Here is a 17,663-nt window from a genome sequence, read left to right as displayed (position 1 = left end):
TTGTTCCGCTCGAAGCGGCGCCAATACGGTGGCGATATGGGCCACATCCGAGATCGGCAGGCCGTTGTCATCGGCGGCACCGGATTCATCGGGCGACATATCTGCAGAGCTCTCGCCAAGCGCGGATATGAAGTCCTGGCAATCGCGAGAAAACCCGCCGAACCCATTCCCGGAGTCGTCTTTTCGGCACTTGACGCGGTATCCGCGCCGAGCGAGGACATCGTCCGGGCAGCACAGTCCGCCGATCTCGTCGTCAACGCCGCGGGCGACAGCTGGGAGGGCGACGAGGCGAGCATGACGGCCTCGCACATCCCGCTCGTGGACCGGCTGGTGGACGCCGTCGCGGCCCTCCCCGGACGGCCGCGCCTGGTCCATCTGGGCTCGGTGCACGAGTACGGCCCCGTCCCCGACGGCACGGCCATCGCCGAGGACCACCCCACCGCCCCCCGCACCCCCTACGCCCGCACCAAGCTCGTCGGCAGCCGGATCGTCCTCGGCGCCGCCGACGCGGGCCGTATCGACGGCTGCGTGCTGCGCGTCACCAACGTGTGCGGACCCGGCACCCCACGGGGCAGCTTCCTCGGCGGGCTCGCCCACCGGCTGCGCCACACCACCGAGGACGCTCCGCTCGCCGTCACCCTCGTCGACGACCGGCGCGACTTCGTCGACGTCCGCGATGTCGCCGAGGCCGTGGTGCTGGCCGCGAGCAGCCCGGTGACCGGCCGGGTGCTCAACATCGGGCAGGGCGACGCCCTCAGCATGCGCGAACTGGCCTGGCTGCTGATCGCCGCCTCCCAGGTCCCCGCCGGCCTGGTGCGCGAGGAGAGCGGCGCCGTGCTCAGCAAGGGCGGCAGCTGGACCCAGGCCGACATCCGCCTCGCCCGGCGGCTCATGGGCTGGTCGCCGAAGGTGGCCCTCAAGGAATCCCTCCACGACCTGTGGGCCGCCTCCGCCACCTCGAGCCGACCGGCTGCCGCGGCGGCCCGTACCGAAGGACACTGATGCAGTACACCTATCTCGGCCGCACCGCCCTCAAGGTGAGCCGACTGTGCCTGGGCACCCTGAACCTCGGGGTCAGGGCGAGCGACGAGGAGAGCCACGCGATCCTGGACACCGCCCTGGACCGCGGGGTCAACTTCATCGACACCGCCAACCAGTACGGCTGGCAGAAACACAAGGGCTACACCGAGGAGTTCCTCGGCGGCTGGTTCGCCCAAGGCGGCGGCCGGCGCGAGAAGGTCGTACTGGGCACCAAGGTCTTCAACCCGATGACCGACTGGCCCAATGACTCGGGGCTGTCCGCCCGGCACATCATCGCCTCCTGCGAGGACTCGCTGCGCCGGATGGGCACCGACTGGATCGACCTGTTCCAGATGCACCACATCGACCGCCACGCCCCGTGGGAGGAGGTGTGGCAGGCGATGGAGACACTGACCCGGCAGGGCAAGGTGCGCTACGTCGGCTCGTCCAACTTCGCCGGCTGGCACATCGCCGAGGCCCAGGAGGCCGCGGCCCGCCGCCACTTCCTCGGCATCGTCTCCGAGCAGAGCGTGTACAACCTCGTCACCCGCCATGTCGAACTGGAGCTGATCCCCGCCGCCCAGCGGTACGGGGTCGGGGTGCTCGCCTGGTCGCCGCTGCACGGCGGGCTGCTCAGCGGGGCGCTGCGCAAGCTGGCCGAGGGCACCGCGATGAAGACCGCGCAGGGCCGGGCCGCCCAGGCGCTGGAGGTCCACCGGGACGCCGTCGCCGCGTACGAGAAGCTGTGCGACGGCCTCGGCGCCGACCCGGCCGAGGTGGGTCTTGCCTGGGTGATGGGGCGCCCCGGCATCACCGCGCCGGTCATCGGGCCGCGCAGCCTGGACCAGCTGACGGGGGCCTTCAAGGCCATGGAGCTGACGCTGTCCGACGAGGTGCTGGCCGAACTGGACGGGCTGTTCCCGCCGATCGGCAACGGCGGCCCCGGACCGGAGGCGTGGGCGTGGTGAGCACGCTCCAGCAGCGGCTGGTCCGCTCCGCCGCCACCGTCGACAGCTCGGTGACCCTGCTCGCCGACTTCCAGCGCTGGTTCCGCGAGCGCGTCGACGCCGACGAGTCCCGGATCGAGATCATCCCGTTCGAGGCTATGCGCGGCTGGGACTTCGCGCCGGACACCCACAACCTCGTCCATGAGACCGGCCGGTTCTTCACCGTCGAGGGCATCCGGGTGCGGATGCCGGGGGCGCCCGTGGAGGAGTGGCGCCAGCCGATCCTCCACCAGCCGGAGATCGGCATCCTGGGCATCCTGGTCAAGGACTTCGACGGCGTACCGCACTTCCTGATGCAGGCCAAGATGGAGCCGGGCAATCACGGCGGGCTCCAGCTGTCGCCCACCGTCCAGGCCACCCGCAGCAACTACACCCGGGTGCACAAGGGCCGGGCGGTGCCGTATCTGGAGTACTTCCAGCGGACGGAACGGCACCGGGTGCTCGCCGACGTCCGCCAGTCGGAGCAGGGCAGCTGGTTCTTCCGCAAGCGCAACCGCAACATACTGGTCGAGGTGGCGCCGGAGACGGACGTCGAGGTGCGCGACGGGTTCCGCTGGCTGACGCTGGGCCAGCTGCACCATCTGCTGGCCGTGGAGGACCTGGTGAACATGGACGCGCGCAGCGTCCTGGCCTGCCTGCCGCACTCCCCGCTGGACCCCGGGGAGACCTTCCCGGCCGCCGGATCACCCGGGACGGCGGAGCCGGAGCGGCAGCGGCGGCACACGCTCCACCGCGACGCCGACATCCTCAGCTGGATCACCGGACTGCGCACCGAGCGCGAGGTGTCCACCGAGCGGATACCGCTGCGGGAGGCCACCGGCTGGCACCGCAACGCCCACCGCATCTCCCATGAGAGCGGACGCTTCTTCAGCGTGATGGCCGTGGACGTGACGGCGGGCGGCCGTGAGGTCGGCGGCTGGACCCAGCCCATGATCGAGCCCCATGGACCGGGCGTGGCGGCCTTTCTGCTGGCCCACGCCGACAAGGTGCCGCATGTGCTGGTCCAGGCCCGCGCCGAACCCGGCTACACGGACGTGGTGGAGCTGGCCCCCACCGTGCAGTGCACCCCGCGCAACTACACCCACCTGCCCGAGGGTGCCACGCCGCCGTTCCTCAAGGAGGTGGTGGAGGCACCGGCCGAGCGGGTGCGGTTCGACACCGTGCTCTCCGAGGAGGGCGGCCGCTTCTTCCACGCCTTCAACCGCTATCTGGTCGTGGAGACGGAGATGAGCGCCGTCCCCGAGGAGCCGCCGCACTACCGCTGGATGGCCGTGCGCCAGCTGCTCGACCTGATCCGCCACAGCCATTACGTCAACATCGAGGCCCGCACGCTCATCGCCTGTCTGCACTCCCTGGCCGTATAGGGGGGCACCTAGGGGGGCCGACCCGGGCGGAGCTAGGGGTTATTCGGATCGTGGCCGCTGCCATAGCCTCCGGGACACAGAGTGCCCGGAGCGGTACATCGGAGGACATGTCATGCAGGACATCATCAGCGCCGTGCTGGCAGAAAACGCGGTGGCCGCGGACTTCGCCGCCTTGGACCTTCCCGAGTCCTATCGGGGCGCGGTGATCCTCAAAGAGGAATCCGAGATGTTCGAGGGCATGGCCACCAAGGACAAGGACCCCCAGAAGTCGCTCCACATCCGCGAAGTGCCCACACCCGAACCGGGCCCGGGCGAGGCGGTGATCGCGGTCATGGCCAGCGCGATCAACTACAACACCGTCTGGAGCGCCATCTTCGAGCCGCTGCCGACCTTCGGCTTCCTGGAGCGCTACGCACGCACCGACGACCCCGGAGCGGCCCGCCACGACCAGCCCTACCACGTGCTCGGCTCCGACCTGGCCGGTGTGGTGCTGCGCACCGGACCCGGGGTGCGCCACTGGAAGCCGGGCGACCGGGTGGTGGCCCACTGCCTGTCCATCGAACTGCGCTCACCGGACGGCCATGACGACTCCATGCTCGACCCCGAGCAGCGCATCTGGGGCTTCGAGACCAACTACGGCGGGCTCGCCGAGCTCTCGCTGGTCAAGGCCAACCAGCTGATGCCGATGCCCGCCCACCTGACCTGGGAGGAGGCCGCGTCCTCCGGCCTGGTCAACTCCACCGCGTACCGGCAGCTCGTCTCCCGCAACGGCGCCCAGATGAAGCAGGGCGATGTGACCCTCATCTGGGGCGCGGCCGGTGGCCTCGGCTCGTACGCGACCCAGCTGGCCGTCAACGGCGGGGCGATCCCGGTGTGCGTGGTCTCCGGACGGCGCAAGGCCGAACTCGTCCGCTCCATGGGGGCCGAGCTGGTCATCGACCGGGCCGAGGAGGGCTATCGCTTCTGGAAGGACGCGACCACGCCCGACCCCAAGGAGTGGAAGCGCTTCGGGTCCCGGATCCGCGAACTCACCGGCGGCGACGACCCGGACATCGTCGTCGAGCACCCCGGCCGGGAGACCTTCGGCGCCAGTGTGTACGTGGCGCGGCGCGGCGGAACGATCGTCACCTGCGCCTCGACGTCCGGCTACCGCCATGAGTACGACAACCGCTATCTGTGGATGGCGCTCAAGCGCATCATCGGCACCCACTTCGCCAACTACCGGGAGGCATGGGCGGCCAACCGGCTGATCGAGAAGGGGATGGTGCACCCCACGCTCTCCAGGGTCTATCCGCTCGAGGCGGTCGGCACGGCCACCCAGGACGTCCACCGCAACCGCCACTCCGGGAAGGTCGGCGTGCTGTGCCTGGCCCCGGAGGCGGGGCTGGGGGTACGCGACCCGGAGCTGCGCGAGCGCCATCTCCCGGCCATCAACCGCTTTCGGCAGGACTGAACCGGTTCACCGGGTCGGTGCACAGGCCGTCGTTCACGGGTCGTGGTTCGGGCCGTCGTTCACGGGTCGTGGTTCGGGCCGTGGCCAACGGGCGTCACGGCTCGCGCCGACGCGGCGGGGCCGTGCTGCCCCGCGGAGTGAGCGCCGGGGTGGGGGCCTGATGGGCGCGGGGGGCCGCCTGGTCCAGGACCTCGAAGAGGCGGTGCGCCACCTGGGCCCCGTAGCCGAAGTGGGCCGGTCCGCCGAGGCCAGCAGGGCGCGGGTGGCCCGCGCCCCCTCCTCGCCCGAGAAGTCCGTGGCCACCGTGCGGCCCCCGCCCGGCCCCGCCTCCCGTATGGCGGCCTCGAACGCGGCCTTGCGGATCGTGGTGTGCCCGAGCCCGGGGGCGCCGCCCACCCGGGCGATCCGGCGGTGGCCCAGCGCCACCAGATAGCGCACCGCGTGGTCGCCGTCCCGCAGATCGGCCAGGATGGACCCGCCGATCTGCCGCCCCCGCCACCACGCCTCCTGGACCGCGATCTCCTCGCGCACATCCCGGACCAGCCGCAGCAGCAGCGAGCAGGACCGCTCGACCAGCACGCTCTCGATGCCCGAGACGAACTCCATGGACCACGGCTCGAGGCCCAGTGTCCGGGCCGGGCGGGCGATGGCCAGACCGACCGTGTCCACGCGGGAGCTGGACAGCGACCGGGCGGAGAGATGGGGGGACCAGCCGAGTTCCCGGGCGGCGGCGAAGATGCGGTCCCGGGTGGCGCGGGAGACCCCGGGCCGGTCGTTGAAGGTCAGCGAGACCGCGCCCTTGGACACCCCGGCCCGTGCCGCCACATCCCGGATGGTGACGCGCCGCGGCGGCTCCGTCCCGGCCTCGCTGCCCATGCCACCGCTCCCCGCCGTGTCCGTCCCCTGTGGACCGCCACACGATAGCGCGTCGGTAAACCGGTCCAGTCGGGTGCGGTCCGCGCCAAGAGCCCGGGTGCGGCGGTCAGGGCAGGGACGGCGCCACCGGCCGCCAGGGCGCGAACGGACCCGCCCCGCGCGGCAGCACCCCGGCCAGCTCCGGGCAGTGCCGCAGGATCACCGAGGTCATGCTGGACTTCGCCACCCAGTCCAGCCCCAGCCGCGTATACACCTCGGGCCGGAAGTCCACGGTCAGGAGGCGGTCGTTCTGGATCCGCCGGGTGGCCATGAGCAGCAGCACACGGAACGCCGTCTCGCTGAAGCCGGACCTCTCGGGTTCGTTCTCCGCGTACAGCCCCACCGTGGTGTCGATCTGACTGACCGAGCCATAGACCGCTTCGAGCCGCGCGACCGTGTCCGGATCGGGGGACACCTCCTCGAAGGAGCGGATCCGGGGGGTGCCCAGCCGGGCCCGGAAGTCGTTGTACCGGGGCACGCCCCGCCGCCGGGCCCGCGTCAGGTCCACCACCGGCAGATCGACGAGCTCGCCGTCCCGCTCGAAGCGCCGCAGTGCGTACGGGTAGTTGTTGAGGGTGATCGCGCCCGGATGGGCGATGCCGAAGGAGTACAGGGTGTCGGCGAGCCCCGTCTTGCGCAGCACCGCCTCGGCCGCCGGGCCCCGCACCTCGTCGAACCCGAGCGCCCGGGTCCGCCGCCCGAGGCGGTGGTCGCACAGCTCGACGTCGTCCGGGAGCAGCGGATGCGTCCGGTAGACCGCCAGGAACTCCTCGGCGAGCGCGAACGGCATCTCGGGGCGGTCCGGTACGCCACGGGGTAGACCCGCCGACGCGCTCGCCTCGAACAGCCACAGGCCGAGCCGGGACAGCCAATGGGCGGGCGGTCCCTGCCAGTTGGTCTTCGAGCCGATGTCGCTCATCCCGGTGGCGAGGATCGCCGGGATCCACTCCACCGTATGGATCTTGGTGATCAGCGCGGAGACCACCAGCCGGGCCGTGTGGTGCGCCGACTCCCCGCTCATCGAGGGGTGGGTACGGCGCAGCGCCTCGCGGACCGCGTCATGCTCACGGGCGAAGAGCGTGTGCATGGCGCCGAGCCCCAGCCACCAGCCGCCGGGCGCACCGATCGGCGGCACCCCGCCCGGGCCCAGCGGCAGATGGCCGTCCTCCAGGCGCGGCCCGCCGCCGTACGTCCGCGAGCCGTCCCACCGGTGGCAGGCGCCGTCCACCCAGTCGGGGGACTGGAAGTGGAGCCAGGCGGCGGACAGGACATTGAGTGAGGTGGCGGGCCGGAAGCGGTCCCGGTGCAGCAGCTCTCCGGCGACCGTGGCGGGGTGCGGCACATGGATCAGATCGGGCCGGTGGAACGGCGCGGGACCACGGCCGGAGGCGGCCCCGGCCACGTCCCTCCGCGCCACGCCGGGATCGCCCGTCGGGCCGTCGTACGAGCGCGCCACCGTCGGTCTCTCCCCGGCCGCGGCGGGGCGTTGCGGCGCCCCGGGTGCGTCGTCCCTCTCGACGAGGCCGAACCGGCGCAGTGTCCGGCCCAGCGCGGCCGGGTTGAGCAGCCCCAGCGGCGCCGGCAGCCGATGCCAGGGCACACAGCGGTCGACCAGGCCGAAGGCCGCCCGCACCGGCAGGTCGAAGGCGGCGCGCACCGGGACGGGCAGCAGCGCGGTGGGACGCCGCTCGGCGGCGGGGGCGCGCACGCCGAGCCGGTGCGCCGCGGCGGCCTCGTACGCGGCCTTGCGGGCCCGGTTGAGGTTGCCGAGCGGACGGAACTCCTCGGTGGTGTGCCAGGGGTTGAACGCCAGCTGTTCGACCCGGCGGGCCGCCGACCGGGCCCGGGCGCTGTCCAGGTCCTGGCACGGCACGGTGAGCACCGCGACCGGGACGACCGGCGCGTCGCTCTCCCGCCACTCCACCGAACCGTCCTCGACGGGGGTCCGGCGGTCGTCCAGATAGCGCTGTACGCACAGCTCGAAGGCGATGTCGCCGGTGGACAGCCGCATCGCCAGCTCTCGGTGGAGATATTCGGGGTCGCCGCCGTCGGGCGGGGGCGCGGGGGTGCCGCCGGGCGCCGGACGCAGCTGGTAGCGCACCGGACCGGCCGGGCCCCACAGGATCGCGCCCCGGCTCCAGAAGGTCTCGCGGGCCAGCGAACCCACCGTGTGGCGGGTGGCGATCCGCATATTGCGGCGCATCCGGTCGGCGGTGGCCCAGCCGACGGCCAGCGGCAGCCGGACGAAGAGCCCGAACGCCTTCTCCACGGTGCTCCCGGCGCCCGCCGTGGCCTTGGCGAAGGCGACGAACTCATGCGCGTCGGCGGCGTGGGACACCGGGAAGCTGGTGGCCAGCAGATCGTGGGTCTCCTCCGGACCGGCCTGGACCCGCACCGCCAGCCGGCGCAGATCGGGCGTGGCGCCGTACCCCTCGGAGCCGCTCGCGCTGGCCAGCCGCACCACGGCCGGGTACTCGGCGCCCGGCCGGGCGTACCCCACGCACAGCTCCGGTGGAAGGTCGTCACGGAACCGCAGCCGGGCGTTCTCCACGCCCAGCGCGGCCTCGCCGCGGAAGGCGAGCGGCGGCCGCGGGGCGCCCGAGCCGTCCGTGCCGTCGGAGTACCGCCGCATCCGCATCAGCTCGTGTGTCAGCTTCTGGAAGCGCAGCCACTCGGCCTCGGGGCTGCCGCCCTCGTATGCCTCATAGCCCTCGTACGCCGCGTCTCCGGCCTCGCCCGCCACCTCGTGCCGTGCCGTCCCGCCCAGGCGCGCAGTCTCGTCCACGCGCGCCGCCTCGCCCAGGCGTACCTCACCGCCGCGTGCCGCCTCGCTGCGTACGGACTGCTGTCCGGTGTCGACCATGGGGAACGCTCCGTACGGGGCAGGCAGGGACGATAAGGAACAAATGAGACGCTAAGTGAGGGTGTGCGGGGCCGCAGCCCGGAGCGGTGCACCGGGGGGAATCGGTCACCCGGTGCACCGCTCCGGGTGGTTCCGCTCCGGCCTGCGGCACACTGGTGGCATGCCGGAGCTGCCCGAGGTGGAGGCCCTCAGCGCGATCCTGGCCGAGCGTGCCGCCGGCCGGGAGGTCGCCCGCGTCCTCCCCGTCGCGGTGAGCGTCCTGAAGACCTACGCCCCGCCGCTGAGCGCGCTGGAGGGCCGCACCGTCACGGCCGCGTCCCGCCACGGCAAGTTCCTCGACCTGGCAACCGACGGCCCCCATCTGGTGGTCCACCTCGCCAAGGCGGGCTGGCTGCGCTGGCGGGACGGGCTCCCCGAGGCCCCGCCCCGGCCCGGCAGGGGCCCGCTCGCGCTGCGGCTGCTCCTGGCCGGTCCTGAGCGCTCCGGCTTCGACCTCACCGAGGCCGGGACGCGCAAGGGGCTCGCGGTGTACGTGGTCGGTGACCCGCGGGAGGTCCCCGGGATCGCCCGGCTGGGCCCGGACCCGCTGGACGACTCCTTCACCCTGGAGGCGTTCGCCGGGCTGCTGCGCGGTGTGCGCCACCGGATCAAGGGGGTGCTGCGCGACCAGAGCGTCATCGCCGGGATCGGCAACGCCTACTCCGACGAGATCCTGCACGCCGCCCGGATGTCGCCCTACCGGCTCGCCTCGGACCTCACCGAAGCGGAGATCGCCGGGGTGTACGAGGCGATGGGCACCACGCTGCGCTCCGCCGTCGAGCGCTCCCGCGGCCTGGCCGCCACCGACCTCAAGGGGGAGAAGCGCGGCGGTATGCGGGTGCACGGCCGCGCCGGGCAGCCGTGCCCGGTGTGCGGGGACACCGTCCGCGAGGTGTCCTTCCGCGACTCCGCGCTGCAGTACTGCCCCACCTGCCAGACCGGCGGCAAGCCGCTCGCCGACCGGCGGCTGTCCCGGCTGCTCAAGTAGCTTAGCTGCCGGGTTCAGCCCCAAATGCCGCCCGGCGCCCGTTAGTTGAAGTGCCGCTCTTGACCCGGGGAGCTCCGGGCCGCCATATGGTGCTGTCGCAACCCCACGACACGACACCTCACGCCACGTCACGGAGCACCATGACCACAGCCCTGATCATCGGTGGCGGCATCGCCGGCACGGTGACCGCGATGGCCCTGCGGAAAGCCGGCATCGAAGCGGTCGTCTACGAGACGTACCCCACGGACGCCGTCGACGCCGGTGCGTTCCTCGTCGTCGCAGCCAACGGCCTGGAGGCACTGCGCACCATCGACGCCCATGAACCCGTGCTGAAGAACTCCTTCCCGGCCGGCCGCGTCGACTTCATCAGCAACACCGGCAAGCGGCTCGGCAACCGCCCCATGTCCGGATCGCAGGACGGTGGCCTCGGCTCCGTGACACTCAAACGCGCCACCCTGGCCCGGGTGCTGCGCGAGGAGGCGGTGCGCCGCGGAGTCCGCGTCGAGGGCGGCAAGCGGCTGCTCGCCGCCCACACCAGCCCCGACGGCCGGATCGTCGGCTCCTTCGCGGACGGCGGCCGCGCCGTCGGCGACATGCTGATCGGCGCCGACGGCATCCACTCGCTCGTCCGCAGGCTCATCGACGCGGCCGCGCCCCGGCCCCGCTACACCGGACAGCACACCGTCTGCGGCTACACCCGCGACGCCGACTCGCCCCCGGACCCCGACGCCTACACGATGATCTTCGGCAAGCAGGCGTTCTTCGGCTGCACCACCGCCCCGGACGGCGAGGTCTGGTGGTTCTGCAACGCCCCGGCCGAGGAGATGTCCAAGGCCGAGCTCGCCGCCGTCACCTCCGAGCAGTGGCGGGAGCGGCTGCTGACGCTCTTCGCCGAGGACAACACCCCCGCGGCCGACCTGGTGCGCGCCACCGGCGACACCATCGTGGCCACCGCCGCCTACGACATCGTCTCCACCCCCACCTGGTCCGAGGAGGCCATGGTCATCGTCGGCGACGCCGCGCACGCCTGCGCGCCCAACGCCGCACAGGGCGCCTCGATGGCCATCGAGGACGGTGTCGTACTCGCCAAATGCCTGCGCGATCTGCGCACGCCCCAGTCGGCCTTCGCCGCGTACGAGGCGCTGCGCCGGGAGCGGGTCGAGAAGGTCGCGGCGGCCGGCGCGGGCATGGCCCGCCGCACGGCGCCGGGGCCCGTGGCACGCGCCCTGCGCGATGTCACCATGCCGCGCAAGCTGGACCGGGCGGGCAACGGCTCCTCGGACTGGCTGACCGGCTACCGCATCGACTGGGACGAGCGGATCGACGCGCAGACGGCCCGCCGGCGCCGCTGACGCACCCGCGCCACTGGGGCCCACGCGCCCCGACGCCCCGGGAACCGCCGCCGGGAACCGCCCCCGGAACACGGCCCCGGGGGCGGGGCCGGCCGGGCCCCACGTTTGGTCCGGACTCTCACGGGCACTTGGAGCTCCCTGGCCCCGTATGCCCGGGAGATTCGTGTGAGCCCAGTACGCATAGTGATCGTCGGTGCCGGATTCGCCGGTTATCAGGCAGCCCGTACGCTCTCCCGCACCCTGCGCGGCGCGGCGGACATCGTCCTGATCAATCCCAATGACTACTTCCTGTATCTGCCCCTGCTGCCCGAAGTGGCGGCCGGGATCCTGGAACCCCGGCGTGTCTCGGTCTCCCTCACCGGCACCCTGCCGCACGTCCGGCTGGTGCTGGGCGAGGTGCACGGCGTCGACCTGGACGCCCGCAAGATCGCCTGGCGGGACCCGGACGGACGGTCCGGCGAGATGGATTACGACCGGCTCGTCCTCTCCGTGGGCAGCGTCAACAAACTGCTGCCGATTCCCGGAGTGGCCGAGCACGCCCACGGCTTCCGCGGCATGCCCGAGGCGCTCTACCTGCGCGACCACATGACCCGGCAGATCGAGATGTCCGGCACCGCCGCCGACCCCCGGGAGCGGGCGGCCCGCCGCACCTTCGTGGTGGTCGGCGCCGGTTACACCGGCACCGAGGTGGCCGCCCACGGGGTGCTCTTCACCGACTCGCTCGCGCGGAAGAACACCTCGCTGCGCGATGCGCCGCGGCCCCGCTGGATGCTGCTCGACATCGCCCCCCGGGTCCTTCCCGAGCTGGACGAGAAGCTGTCCCGCACGGCCGACCGGGTGCTGCGCAAACGGGGTGTGGAGGTCCGCACCCGCACCTCGGTCAAGGAGGCCACTTCGGAGGGGGTGCTGCTGGACGACGGCGAGTTCGTCGACACCCGGTCGCTGATCTGGTGTGTCGGGGTGCGCCCCGACCCGCTGGTGGAGCAGCTCGGGGTGCCGACCGAACGCGGCCGGCTGAGGGCCGACCAGTATCTGGCCGTGCCCGGCTATCCCGACGTGCTGGCCTGCGGGGACGCCGCCGCGGTGCCCGATCTGACCCGGCCGGGCCAGTTCACCCCGATGACCGCGCAGCACGCCCAGCGGCAGGGGAAGGTCGCCGGCCACAACGTCCTGGCGTCCCTCGGGCGCGGCACCGCCAAGCCGTACAAACACCACGACCTCGGGTTCACCGTCGACCTCGGCGGGGTGCAGGCGGCCGCGGACCCGCTGCACATCCCGCTGTCCGGGCCGGTCGCCAACGCGGTCACCCGCGGCTACCACCTGATGGCGATGCCGGGGAACCGGGTCCGGGTCGCCGCCGACTGGCTGCTCGACGCGGTGCTGCCACGCCAGGGGGTACAGCTCGGGATGGTCCCGCCCTGGGCGGTGCCGCTGGACACCGAGTCGCCCGAAGTCGCGCAGACCGCCCGGGCGGCGGCCGACCGCCGGTAGAACCTGGAAGGAGAACAATGCGACACGAACAGCTCAGCGAGCTCGGGCAGCAGCTCCGTGTGGACTCGGTGCGCGCCGCCGCGGCCGCCGGGTCCGGCCATCCCACGTCGTCGATGTCGGCGGCGGACCTGTTGGCCGTCCTGATGGGAAACCATCTGCGCTATGACTTCGAGCAGCCCGAACACCCGGGCAATGACCACCTGATCTTCTCCAAGGGCCATGCCTCCCCGCTGCTGTACTCGGTGTACAAGGCGGCCGGGGCGCTCCGCGACGAGGAGTTCATCACCTTCCGCAAGCGCGGCAGCAGGCTGGAGGGCCACCCCACCCCCCGGCTGCCGTGGGTGGACGTGGCCACCGGATCGCTCGGACAGGGCCTGCCGTACGGCGTGGGCACGGCGATGAGCGGCAAGCGGCTGGACCATGTGCCCTACCGCGTCTGGGTGCTGTGCGGCGACAGCGAGATGGCCGAGGGCTCGATGTGGGAGGCGTTCGAGCACGCGGGCTACGAGCGGCTGGACAACCTCACCGCCATCATCGATGTGAACCGGCTCGGCCAGCGCGGGCCCACCCGCCACGAATGGGACCTGGACGCCTACGCCCGGCGCATCCGCGCCTTCGACTGGCACACCATCGAGATCGACGGCCATGACATCGAGGCCATCGACCGCGCCTACGCCGAGGCGCTGTCCACCGTCGGCCGCCCCACCGCCATCATCGCCCGCACTATGAAGGGCCGTGGCGTGGCCTCGGTGGAGAACCGCGAGGGCATGCACGGCAAGCCGCTGAAGAACGCGGACGAGGCCATCGCCGAGCTCGGCGGCGTACGCAACATGGCCGTACCGGTGCTCGGCCCGCCCTCGGTGACCCCCACCCGGCCCGCGTCCGAGGGCCCGCTGGCGCTGCCGCGCTACAACACCGGCGACTCGGTGCCCAGCCGTGACGCGTTCGGCGAGGCGGTGGCCGCCGTCGGCACCGCCCGCGGCGATGTGGTGGCGCTCGACGGCGAGGTGGGCGACTCCACCCGGCTGGAGTACTTCCACAAGGAGCACCCCGAGCGGTACTTCGAGTTCTTCATCGCCGAGCAGCAACTGGTGGCCGCGGCCGTCGGCATGCAGACCCGCGGCTGGAACCCGTACGTCTCCACCTTCGCGGCCTTCTTCGCCCGGGCCTACGACTTCATCCGGATGGCCTCCATCAGCGACGCCGACCTCAACCTCATCGGCTCCCACGCCGGGGTGGCCATCGGTGAGGACGGACCCTCGCAGATGGGCCTGGAGGACCTGGCCGCCATGCGGGCGGTGCACGGCAGCACGGTGCTCTACCCGTGTGACGCCAACCAGACCGCCCAGCTGACCGCGGCCATGGCGGAGCAGTCCGGCATCCGCTATCTGCGCACCACCCGCGGCGGAACGCCGGTCATCTACCCGCCCACCGAGAGCTTCCCCATCGGCGGCTCCAAGGTGGTGCGCGCCGGCGACGACGACCGGGTCACCCTGGTCGGCGCCGGGGTCACCCTGCACGAGGCCGTCGAGGCCGCCGACCGGCTGGCCCAGGAGGGCATCCCGGCCCGCGTCATCGACCTGTACTCGCTCAAGCCGGTGGACGCCGAGACGCTGCGCGCCGCCGCCGAGGCGACGGGCCGGCTGGTCACCGTGGAGGACCACCACCCCGAGGGCGGACTGGGCGACGCGGTGCTCGAGGCGTTTGGCGACGGCCGTCCGGTGCCCCGGATGATCCGGCTCGCGGTGCGCATGATGCCGGCCTCCTCGACCCCCGAGGAGCAGTTGAGCGACGCGGGAATCGACGCGGACGCGATCGTCACGGCCGCGCGGCAGCTGATCGGCAAGGGCTGAAACCAGGACCGGGACCAGGACCGGGACCGGAACCAGGGCCGGACCAGGGCTGAGACCGGGACGGCTGAGGACACGACACTGCCGGAAGGAGCGGACTCATGGGTGTCAAGCACGGAATGCGCGTGGTGGTGGTCGGGGCCACCGGCAACGCCGGTACGAGCGTCGTCCGCGCGCTCGGCGAGGCCCCGGACATCGAGTCCATCGTGGGCGTCGCCCGCAGGGTGCCCAGCTGGTCGCCGCCGAAGACCACCTGGGTACGGGCGGACATCGGGCGGGACGCGGGTGAGGAGGCCGACCTCGTACGGCACTTCGAGGGCGCCGACGCGGTCATCCACCTCGCCTGGCTGATCCAGCCCAGCCACCGGCCCGCCGTCACCTGGGACACCAATGTCCTCGGCAGCAAGCGGGTCTTCGAGGCGGTGGCACGGGCCGAGGTGCCGGTACTGGTGTACGCCTCCTCGGTGGGCGCCTACTCGCCCGGCCCCGAGGACGGCCGCCCGGTGGACGAGTCCTGGCCCACCGACGGCTGGCCGGAGGCCGCGTACTGCCGTGAGAAGGCGTATGTGGAGCGGATGCTGGACGCCTTCGAACGGGAGCATCCGCAGGTCCGGGTGGTACGGATGCGGCCCGGCTTCCTCTTCAAGGAGGAGGCGGCGGCCGAGCAGCGCCGGCTGTTCATGGGCCCGTTCGTGCCCCGGCGGCTGGTCCGCTCCACCTTCCTGCCCGCCGTCTTCGACCTGCCCGGACTGCGGCTCCAGGTGCTGCACACCGACGACGCCGCCGAGGCGTACCGGCTGGCGCTCGGCCGTCAGGTGCGCGGCGCCTTCAACCTCGCGGCCGAACCGCCGGTGGACGGCGAGACGCTGGCCGGGCTGCTCGACGCGCGGACGATGCGGATCCCGCGCTTCGCCGCCCGCTCGGCCATGGCCACGGCCTGGCATCTGCATCTGCTGCCGCCCTCGCCCCAGCTGTTCGACGCCGCCCTGCGGCTCCCGCTGATGGACACCACCCGCGCCCAGGAGGAACTGGGCTGGCGGCCCCGGCACACCGCCGTCGAGACGCTCCACGAGTTCCTCACCGGGCTGCGGCGCGGCACCGGGATGGACCAGACCGCGCCGCTGGCCCCCAAGCTGCCCGGCGGACGGGCGCGCGAGGCCGCGACGACCGGCGTGGGGGAGCGGCCCTGACGGGGCCCGCCCCTTGCCCCCGAACGACCTCGGACGCCCAGCCGTGTGAGACGCGGCACATGAGACGGGCCCAGCGGCAGCACGCCGCCGGGCCCGTACCGCTGTGACCCATGTCCGCTCGTAACCCATGACGCGACTCCCGTACGCTTCTGCCCAGTTGGCCGGGACATCGACGAGGGTGGGGACACATGGGCAGGGTGGGGAGTCCGGCGCGCGGTCATGCCCGGCGCACGGGAACGGTGGCGGTCGCCGCGGCGGCCGCCGCACTGTGTCTGACGGCACCGGCCGAGGCCCGGCCCGCCACCACGGACGATCCGTCCTACTCCGCCACCACCTCGGTGGGCGTGCACAACGCCTACGAGAAGGCCAAGTACCCCTACCTCGCCGACGCGCTGGACTCCGGAGCCTCGCTCCTGGAACTCGATGTGTGGACCAACGCCTTCGGCGCCGGCTGGCGGGTCTCGCACTCCAACCCGCTCGGCAACGACAACAACTGCGAGAACGCCGCGGGCCCGGACGAGCTGCGCACCAAGCCCCGCGACCAGAGCCTGGCCGGCTGCCTCGCCGACATGCGGGCCTGGCACCAGGCCCATCCGGGGCACCGTCCCATCCTCGTCAAGGTGGAGATGAAGGACGGCTTCAACGGCAAGAAGGCGCGCGGCCCGGCCGACCTCGACGCCCTCCTCGGCGCCACCCTGGGCGACGCGGTGCTGCGCCCGGCGGATGTGGTGGGCGGCCACGCCACCCTCGACGAGGCGGTCCGGGCGGGCGGCTGGCCGTCCCGCTCGGCGCTCGCGGGCAAGTTCATCGTCGAGCTGATACCCGGCACGGTCGAGGAGAACAACCCCCTCGACACGCTGTGGACCGACCGCGAATACGCCACCCATCTGCGGGACCTGTCCGCCGCCGGGAAGCTCGGCCAGGCCGCCGCCTTCCCCGCCGTCCACGGCGCCGCCCCGGGCGACCCGCGCACCCGCTACACCGACGCCGCCCTCCGGCCGTGGTTCGCGCTCTTCGACGGTGACGCGTCCACGTATGTCGCCAGCGGTATCGACACCGCCTGGTACGACGACCGCCACTACCTGCTGATCATGACGGACGCGCACAACGTGGCGCCCCCGATCGACGGCACCAACCCCACCGAGACCCAGGCACGGGACCGGGTGTCCGAACTCGCCGCCCGGCACGCCAGCTTCGCGACCGCCGACTGGTATCCGCTGCCGTCCGTGCTGTCCACCGTCGTGCCCCGTGGCTGAGCCGGGGTCAGCCGGTCCGGTCCCCGGAGCCGGCGTCGGGGTCCTCGAGCCGGAATCCGACCTTCAGCCCGACCTGGTAGTGCGCGATCCGGCCGTTCTCGATATGCCCGCGCACCTGGCCGACCTCGAACCAATCAAGATTCCGGAGCGTCTTCGAGGCACGGCCGATGGCGCAGCGGATCGCGTCGTCGACGCTCTCGGAGGACGAGCCGACGATCTCGGTCACCCGGTAGGTGTGGGCCATCGCAGTCTCCCCGGTCCGTGGGGTGGTCCGTTCGCTTCTCCCACGGTGCCTCACCGCGCCGGGCTCCGCGAGCCGGACGGGCGGCCCCTACGGCACCACGGTGACCGGCCAGCGCCCGGCCTTGACCAGCCGTACGGCCACCGAGCCGACGAAACGGTGCCCGGCCTGCTCGGACGCGCCCACCACCACGGCGTCGGCCTTCAGCTCATCGGCCGCCTGGGCCAGGCCGTTGTACGGATCGCCCCGGAAGGTGTGGAACTCCCAGCGCACCTCGAAGACCCCGCGCAGCCGCTCGGTGGCCTCCCGCATCTCCCGCATCAGCTCCTCGGCCACCTCACCTGTGGTGTCGGCCACCGAGGCACCGAGCGCCGCCCCCGCGGCCAGCACCGGCTGGATGTAGACCACGACCAGCAGCGCCTTCTGGCGTCTGGCCAGCCCGGCGGCGTAGGCCGTGGCGCGCCAGGAGGATTCGGAACCGTCCAGTCCGGCCACGATGACCTTCGGTCCGTCGGTTCCCCGTTCAAAAGACGGAGGGAGTTTGTCCACCACATCTGCGAGGCTAGCGCCAGGGACGGTCCGGTGATCACCCGGCCCGTACCGCGGTGCCAGGACACCGCGACCGCGACATGAG

General features: G+C 72.6%; 13 protein-coding genes and 1 pseudogene. 10 read left to right on the top strand and 4 right to left on the bottom strand.

Annotated features, from left to right (window positions below; genetic code table 11):
* Window positions 1–36: 36 nt before the first annotated feature.
* The 4 genes from LIV37_RS06570 to ccrA all read left to right on the top strand — a co-directional run bounded on the left by LIV37_RS06570 (window position 37) and on the right by ccrA (window position 4,844).
* A complete protein-coding gene (locus LIV37_RS06570) occupies window positions 37–1,002 on the top strand; it encodes an NAD-dependent epimerase/dehydratase family protein (protein WP_020866313.1) in 966 nt (321 codons plus the stop codon).
* Window positions 1,002–1,988 (top strand): aldo/keto reductase, encoded by a 987-nt coding sequence (locus LIV37_RS06565; protein ID WP_121826203.1) that lies wholly within the window; start codon window positions 1,002–1,004, stop codon window positions 1,986–1,988. Before LIV37_RS06570 ends, LIV37_RS06565 begins: the two co-directional genes overlap by 1 nt.
* Window positions 1,982–3,391: an NDP-hexose 2,3-dehydratase family protein gene (locus LIV37_RS06560; RefSeq protein WP_121826204.1), complete on the top strand. Its 1,410-nt coding sequence runs from the start codon at window positions 1,982–1,984 to the stop codon at window positions 3,389–3,391. The genes LIV37_RS06565 and LIV37_RS06560 overlap by 7 nt, the downstream gene beginning before the upstream one ends.
* A 112-nt stretch (window positions 3,392–3,503) precedes the next feature.
* Entirely contained in the window at window positions 3,504–4,844 is a 1,341-nt protein-coding gene (gene ccrA, locus LIV37_RS06555; RefSeq protein WP_020866310.1) for a crotonyl-CoA carboxylase/reductase, read from the top strand.
* A 94-nt stretch (window positions 4,845–4,938) separates the two neighbouring features.
* On the opposite strand, the pseudogene LIV37_RS06550 reads toward ccrA, so the two are convergent.
* Together LIV37_RS06550 and LIV37_RS06545 are read right to left on the bottom strand one after the other, a co-directional pair.
* Window positions 4,939–5,720, bottom strand: a pseudogene (locus LIV37_RS06550) (LacI family DNA-binding transcriptional regulator).
* A 106-nt stretch (window positions 5,721–5,826) separates the two neighbouring features.
* A complete protein-coding gene (locus LIV37_RS06545) occupies window positions 5,827–8,622 on the bottom strand; it encodes a peroxidase family protein (RefSeq protein ID WP_020866309.1) in 2,796 nt (931 codons plus the stop codon).
* Between the two features lie 160 nt (window positions 8,623–8,782).
* On the opposite strand from LIV37_RS06545, the gene LIV37_RS06540 reads away from it, so the two are divergent.
* The 6 genes from LIV37_RS06540 (at window position 8,783) to LIV37_RS06515 (ending at window position 16,788) form a co-directional block, all read left to right on the top strand.
* Window positions 8,783–9,649, top strand: coding sequence for an Fpg/Nei family DNA glycosylase (locus LIV37_RS06540; RefSeq protein WP_121826205.1), 867 nt, complete (start codon window positions 8,783–8,785; stop codon window positions 9,647–9,649).
* A 140-nt stretch (window positions 9,650–9,789) separates the two neighbouring features.
* Window positions 9,790–11,001 carry an FAD-dependent monooxygenase gene (locus tag LIV37_RS06535; protein ID WP_020866307.1) on the top strand — a complete coding sequence of 404 codons (1,212 nt, stop codon included), beginning with the start codon at window positions 9,790–9,792 and terminating at the stop codon, window positions 10,999–11,001.
* A 165-nt stretch (window positions 11,002–11,166) separates the two neighbouring features.
* Window positions 11,167–12,492 (top strand): NAD(P)/FAD-dependent oxidoreductase, encoded by a 1,326-nt coding sequence (locus LIV37_RS06530; protein ID WP_121825757.1) that lies wholly within the window; start codon window positions 11,167–11,169, stop codon window positions 12,490–12,492.
* A gap of 17 nt (window positions 12,493–12,509) precedes the next feature.
* Window positions 12,510–14,345, top strand: coding sequence for a transketolase (locus LIV37_RS06525; RefSeq protein WP_020866305.1), 1,836 nt, complete (start codon window positions 12,510–12,512; stop codon window positions 14,343–14,345).
* Window positions 14,346–14,443: 98 nt separating this feature from the next.
* Window positions 14,444–15,532: an NAD-dependent epimerase/dehydratase family protein gene (locus LIV37_RS06520; protein WP_020866304.1), complete on the top strand. Its 1,089-nt coding sequence runs from the start codon at window positions 14,444–14,446 to the stop codon at window positions 15,530–15,532.
* Window positions 15,533–15,720: 188 nt separating this feature from the next.
* On the top strand, window positions 15,721–16,788 hold the full coding sequence (locus LIV37_RS06515; protein ID WP_121825758.1) for a phosphatidylinositol-specific phospholipase C domain-containing protein: 1,068 nt from the start codon (window positions 15,721–15,723) through the stop codon (window positions 16,786–16,788).
* 7 nt (window positions 16,789–16,795) lie between these two features.
* Here LIV37_RS06515 and LIV37_RS06510 read toward each other — a convergent pair whose 3' ends face one another.
* Both LIV37_RS06510 and LIV37_RS06505 read right to left on the bottom strand, forming a co-directional pair.
* Window positions 16,796–17,032 (bottom strand): dodecin, encoded by a 237-nt coding sequence (locus tag LIV37_RS06510; protein ID WP_020866302.1) that lies wholly within the window; start codon window positions 17,030–17,032, stop codon window positions 16,796–16,798.
* An 87-nt stretch (window positions 17,033–17,119) separates the two neighbouring features.
* Window positions 17,120–17,581 (bottom strand): universal stress protein, encoded by a 462-nt coding sequence (locus LIV37_RS06505; protein ID WP_121825759.1) that lies wholly within the window; start codon window positions 17,579–17,581, stop codon window positions 17,120–17,122.
* Window positions 17,582–17,663: the final 82 nt, after the last annotated feature.

This window comes from Streptomyces rapamycinicus NRRL 5491, from assembly GCF_024298965.1.
Taxonomy (GTDB): Bacteria; Actinomycetota; Actinomycetes; order Streptomycetales; family Streptomycetaceae; genus Streptomyces; species Streptomyces rapamycinicus.
This window is presented reverse-complemented; position numbering and strand designations above follow the sequence as displayed.

Excerpts from the sequence above, each read along its gene's own strand:
- LIV37_RS06570 (WP_020866313.1), top strand. The coding sequence starts at position 37 with ATGGGCCACATCCGAGATCGGCAGGCCGTTGTCATCGGCGGCACCGGA.
- LIV37_RS06565 (WP_121826203.1), top strand. The coding sequence starts at position 1,002 with ATGCAGTACACCTATCTCGGCCGCACCGCCCTCAAGGTGAGCCGACTG.
- ccrA (WP_020866310.1), top strand. The coding sequence starts at position 3,504 with ATGCAGGACATCATCAGCGCCGTGCTGGCAGAAAACGCGGTGGCCGCG.
- LIV37_RS06545 (WP_020866309.1), bottom strand. The coding sequence starts at position 8,622 with ATGGTCGACACCGGACAGCAGTCCGTACGCAGCGAGGCGGCACGCGGC.
- LIV37_RS06540 (WP_121826205.1), top strand. The coding sequence starts at position 8,783 with ATGCCGGAGCTGCCCGAGGTGGAGGCCCTCAGCGCGATCCTGGCCGAG.
- LIV37_RS06535 (WP_020866307.1), top strand. The coding sequence starts at position 9,790 with ATGACCACAGCCCTGATCATCGGTGGCGGCATCGCCGGCACGGTGACC.
- LIV37_RS06525 (WP_020866305.1), top strand. The coding sequence starts at position 12,510 with ATGCGACACGAACAGCTCAGCGAGCTCGGGCAGCAGCTCCGTGTGGAC.
- LIV37_RS06520 (WP_020866304.1), top strand. The coding sequence starts at position 14,444 with ATGGGTGTCAAGCACGGAATGCGCGTGGTGGTGGTCGGGGCCACCGGC.
- LIV37_RS06515 (WP_121825758.1), top strand. The coding sequence starts at position 15,721 with ATGGGCAGGGTGGGGAGTCCGGCGCGCGGTCATGCCCGGCGCACGGGA.
- LIV37_RS06510 (WP_020866302.1), bottom strand. The coding sequence starts at position 17,032 with ATGGCCCACACCTACCGGGTGACCGAGATCGTCGGCTCGTCCTCCGAG.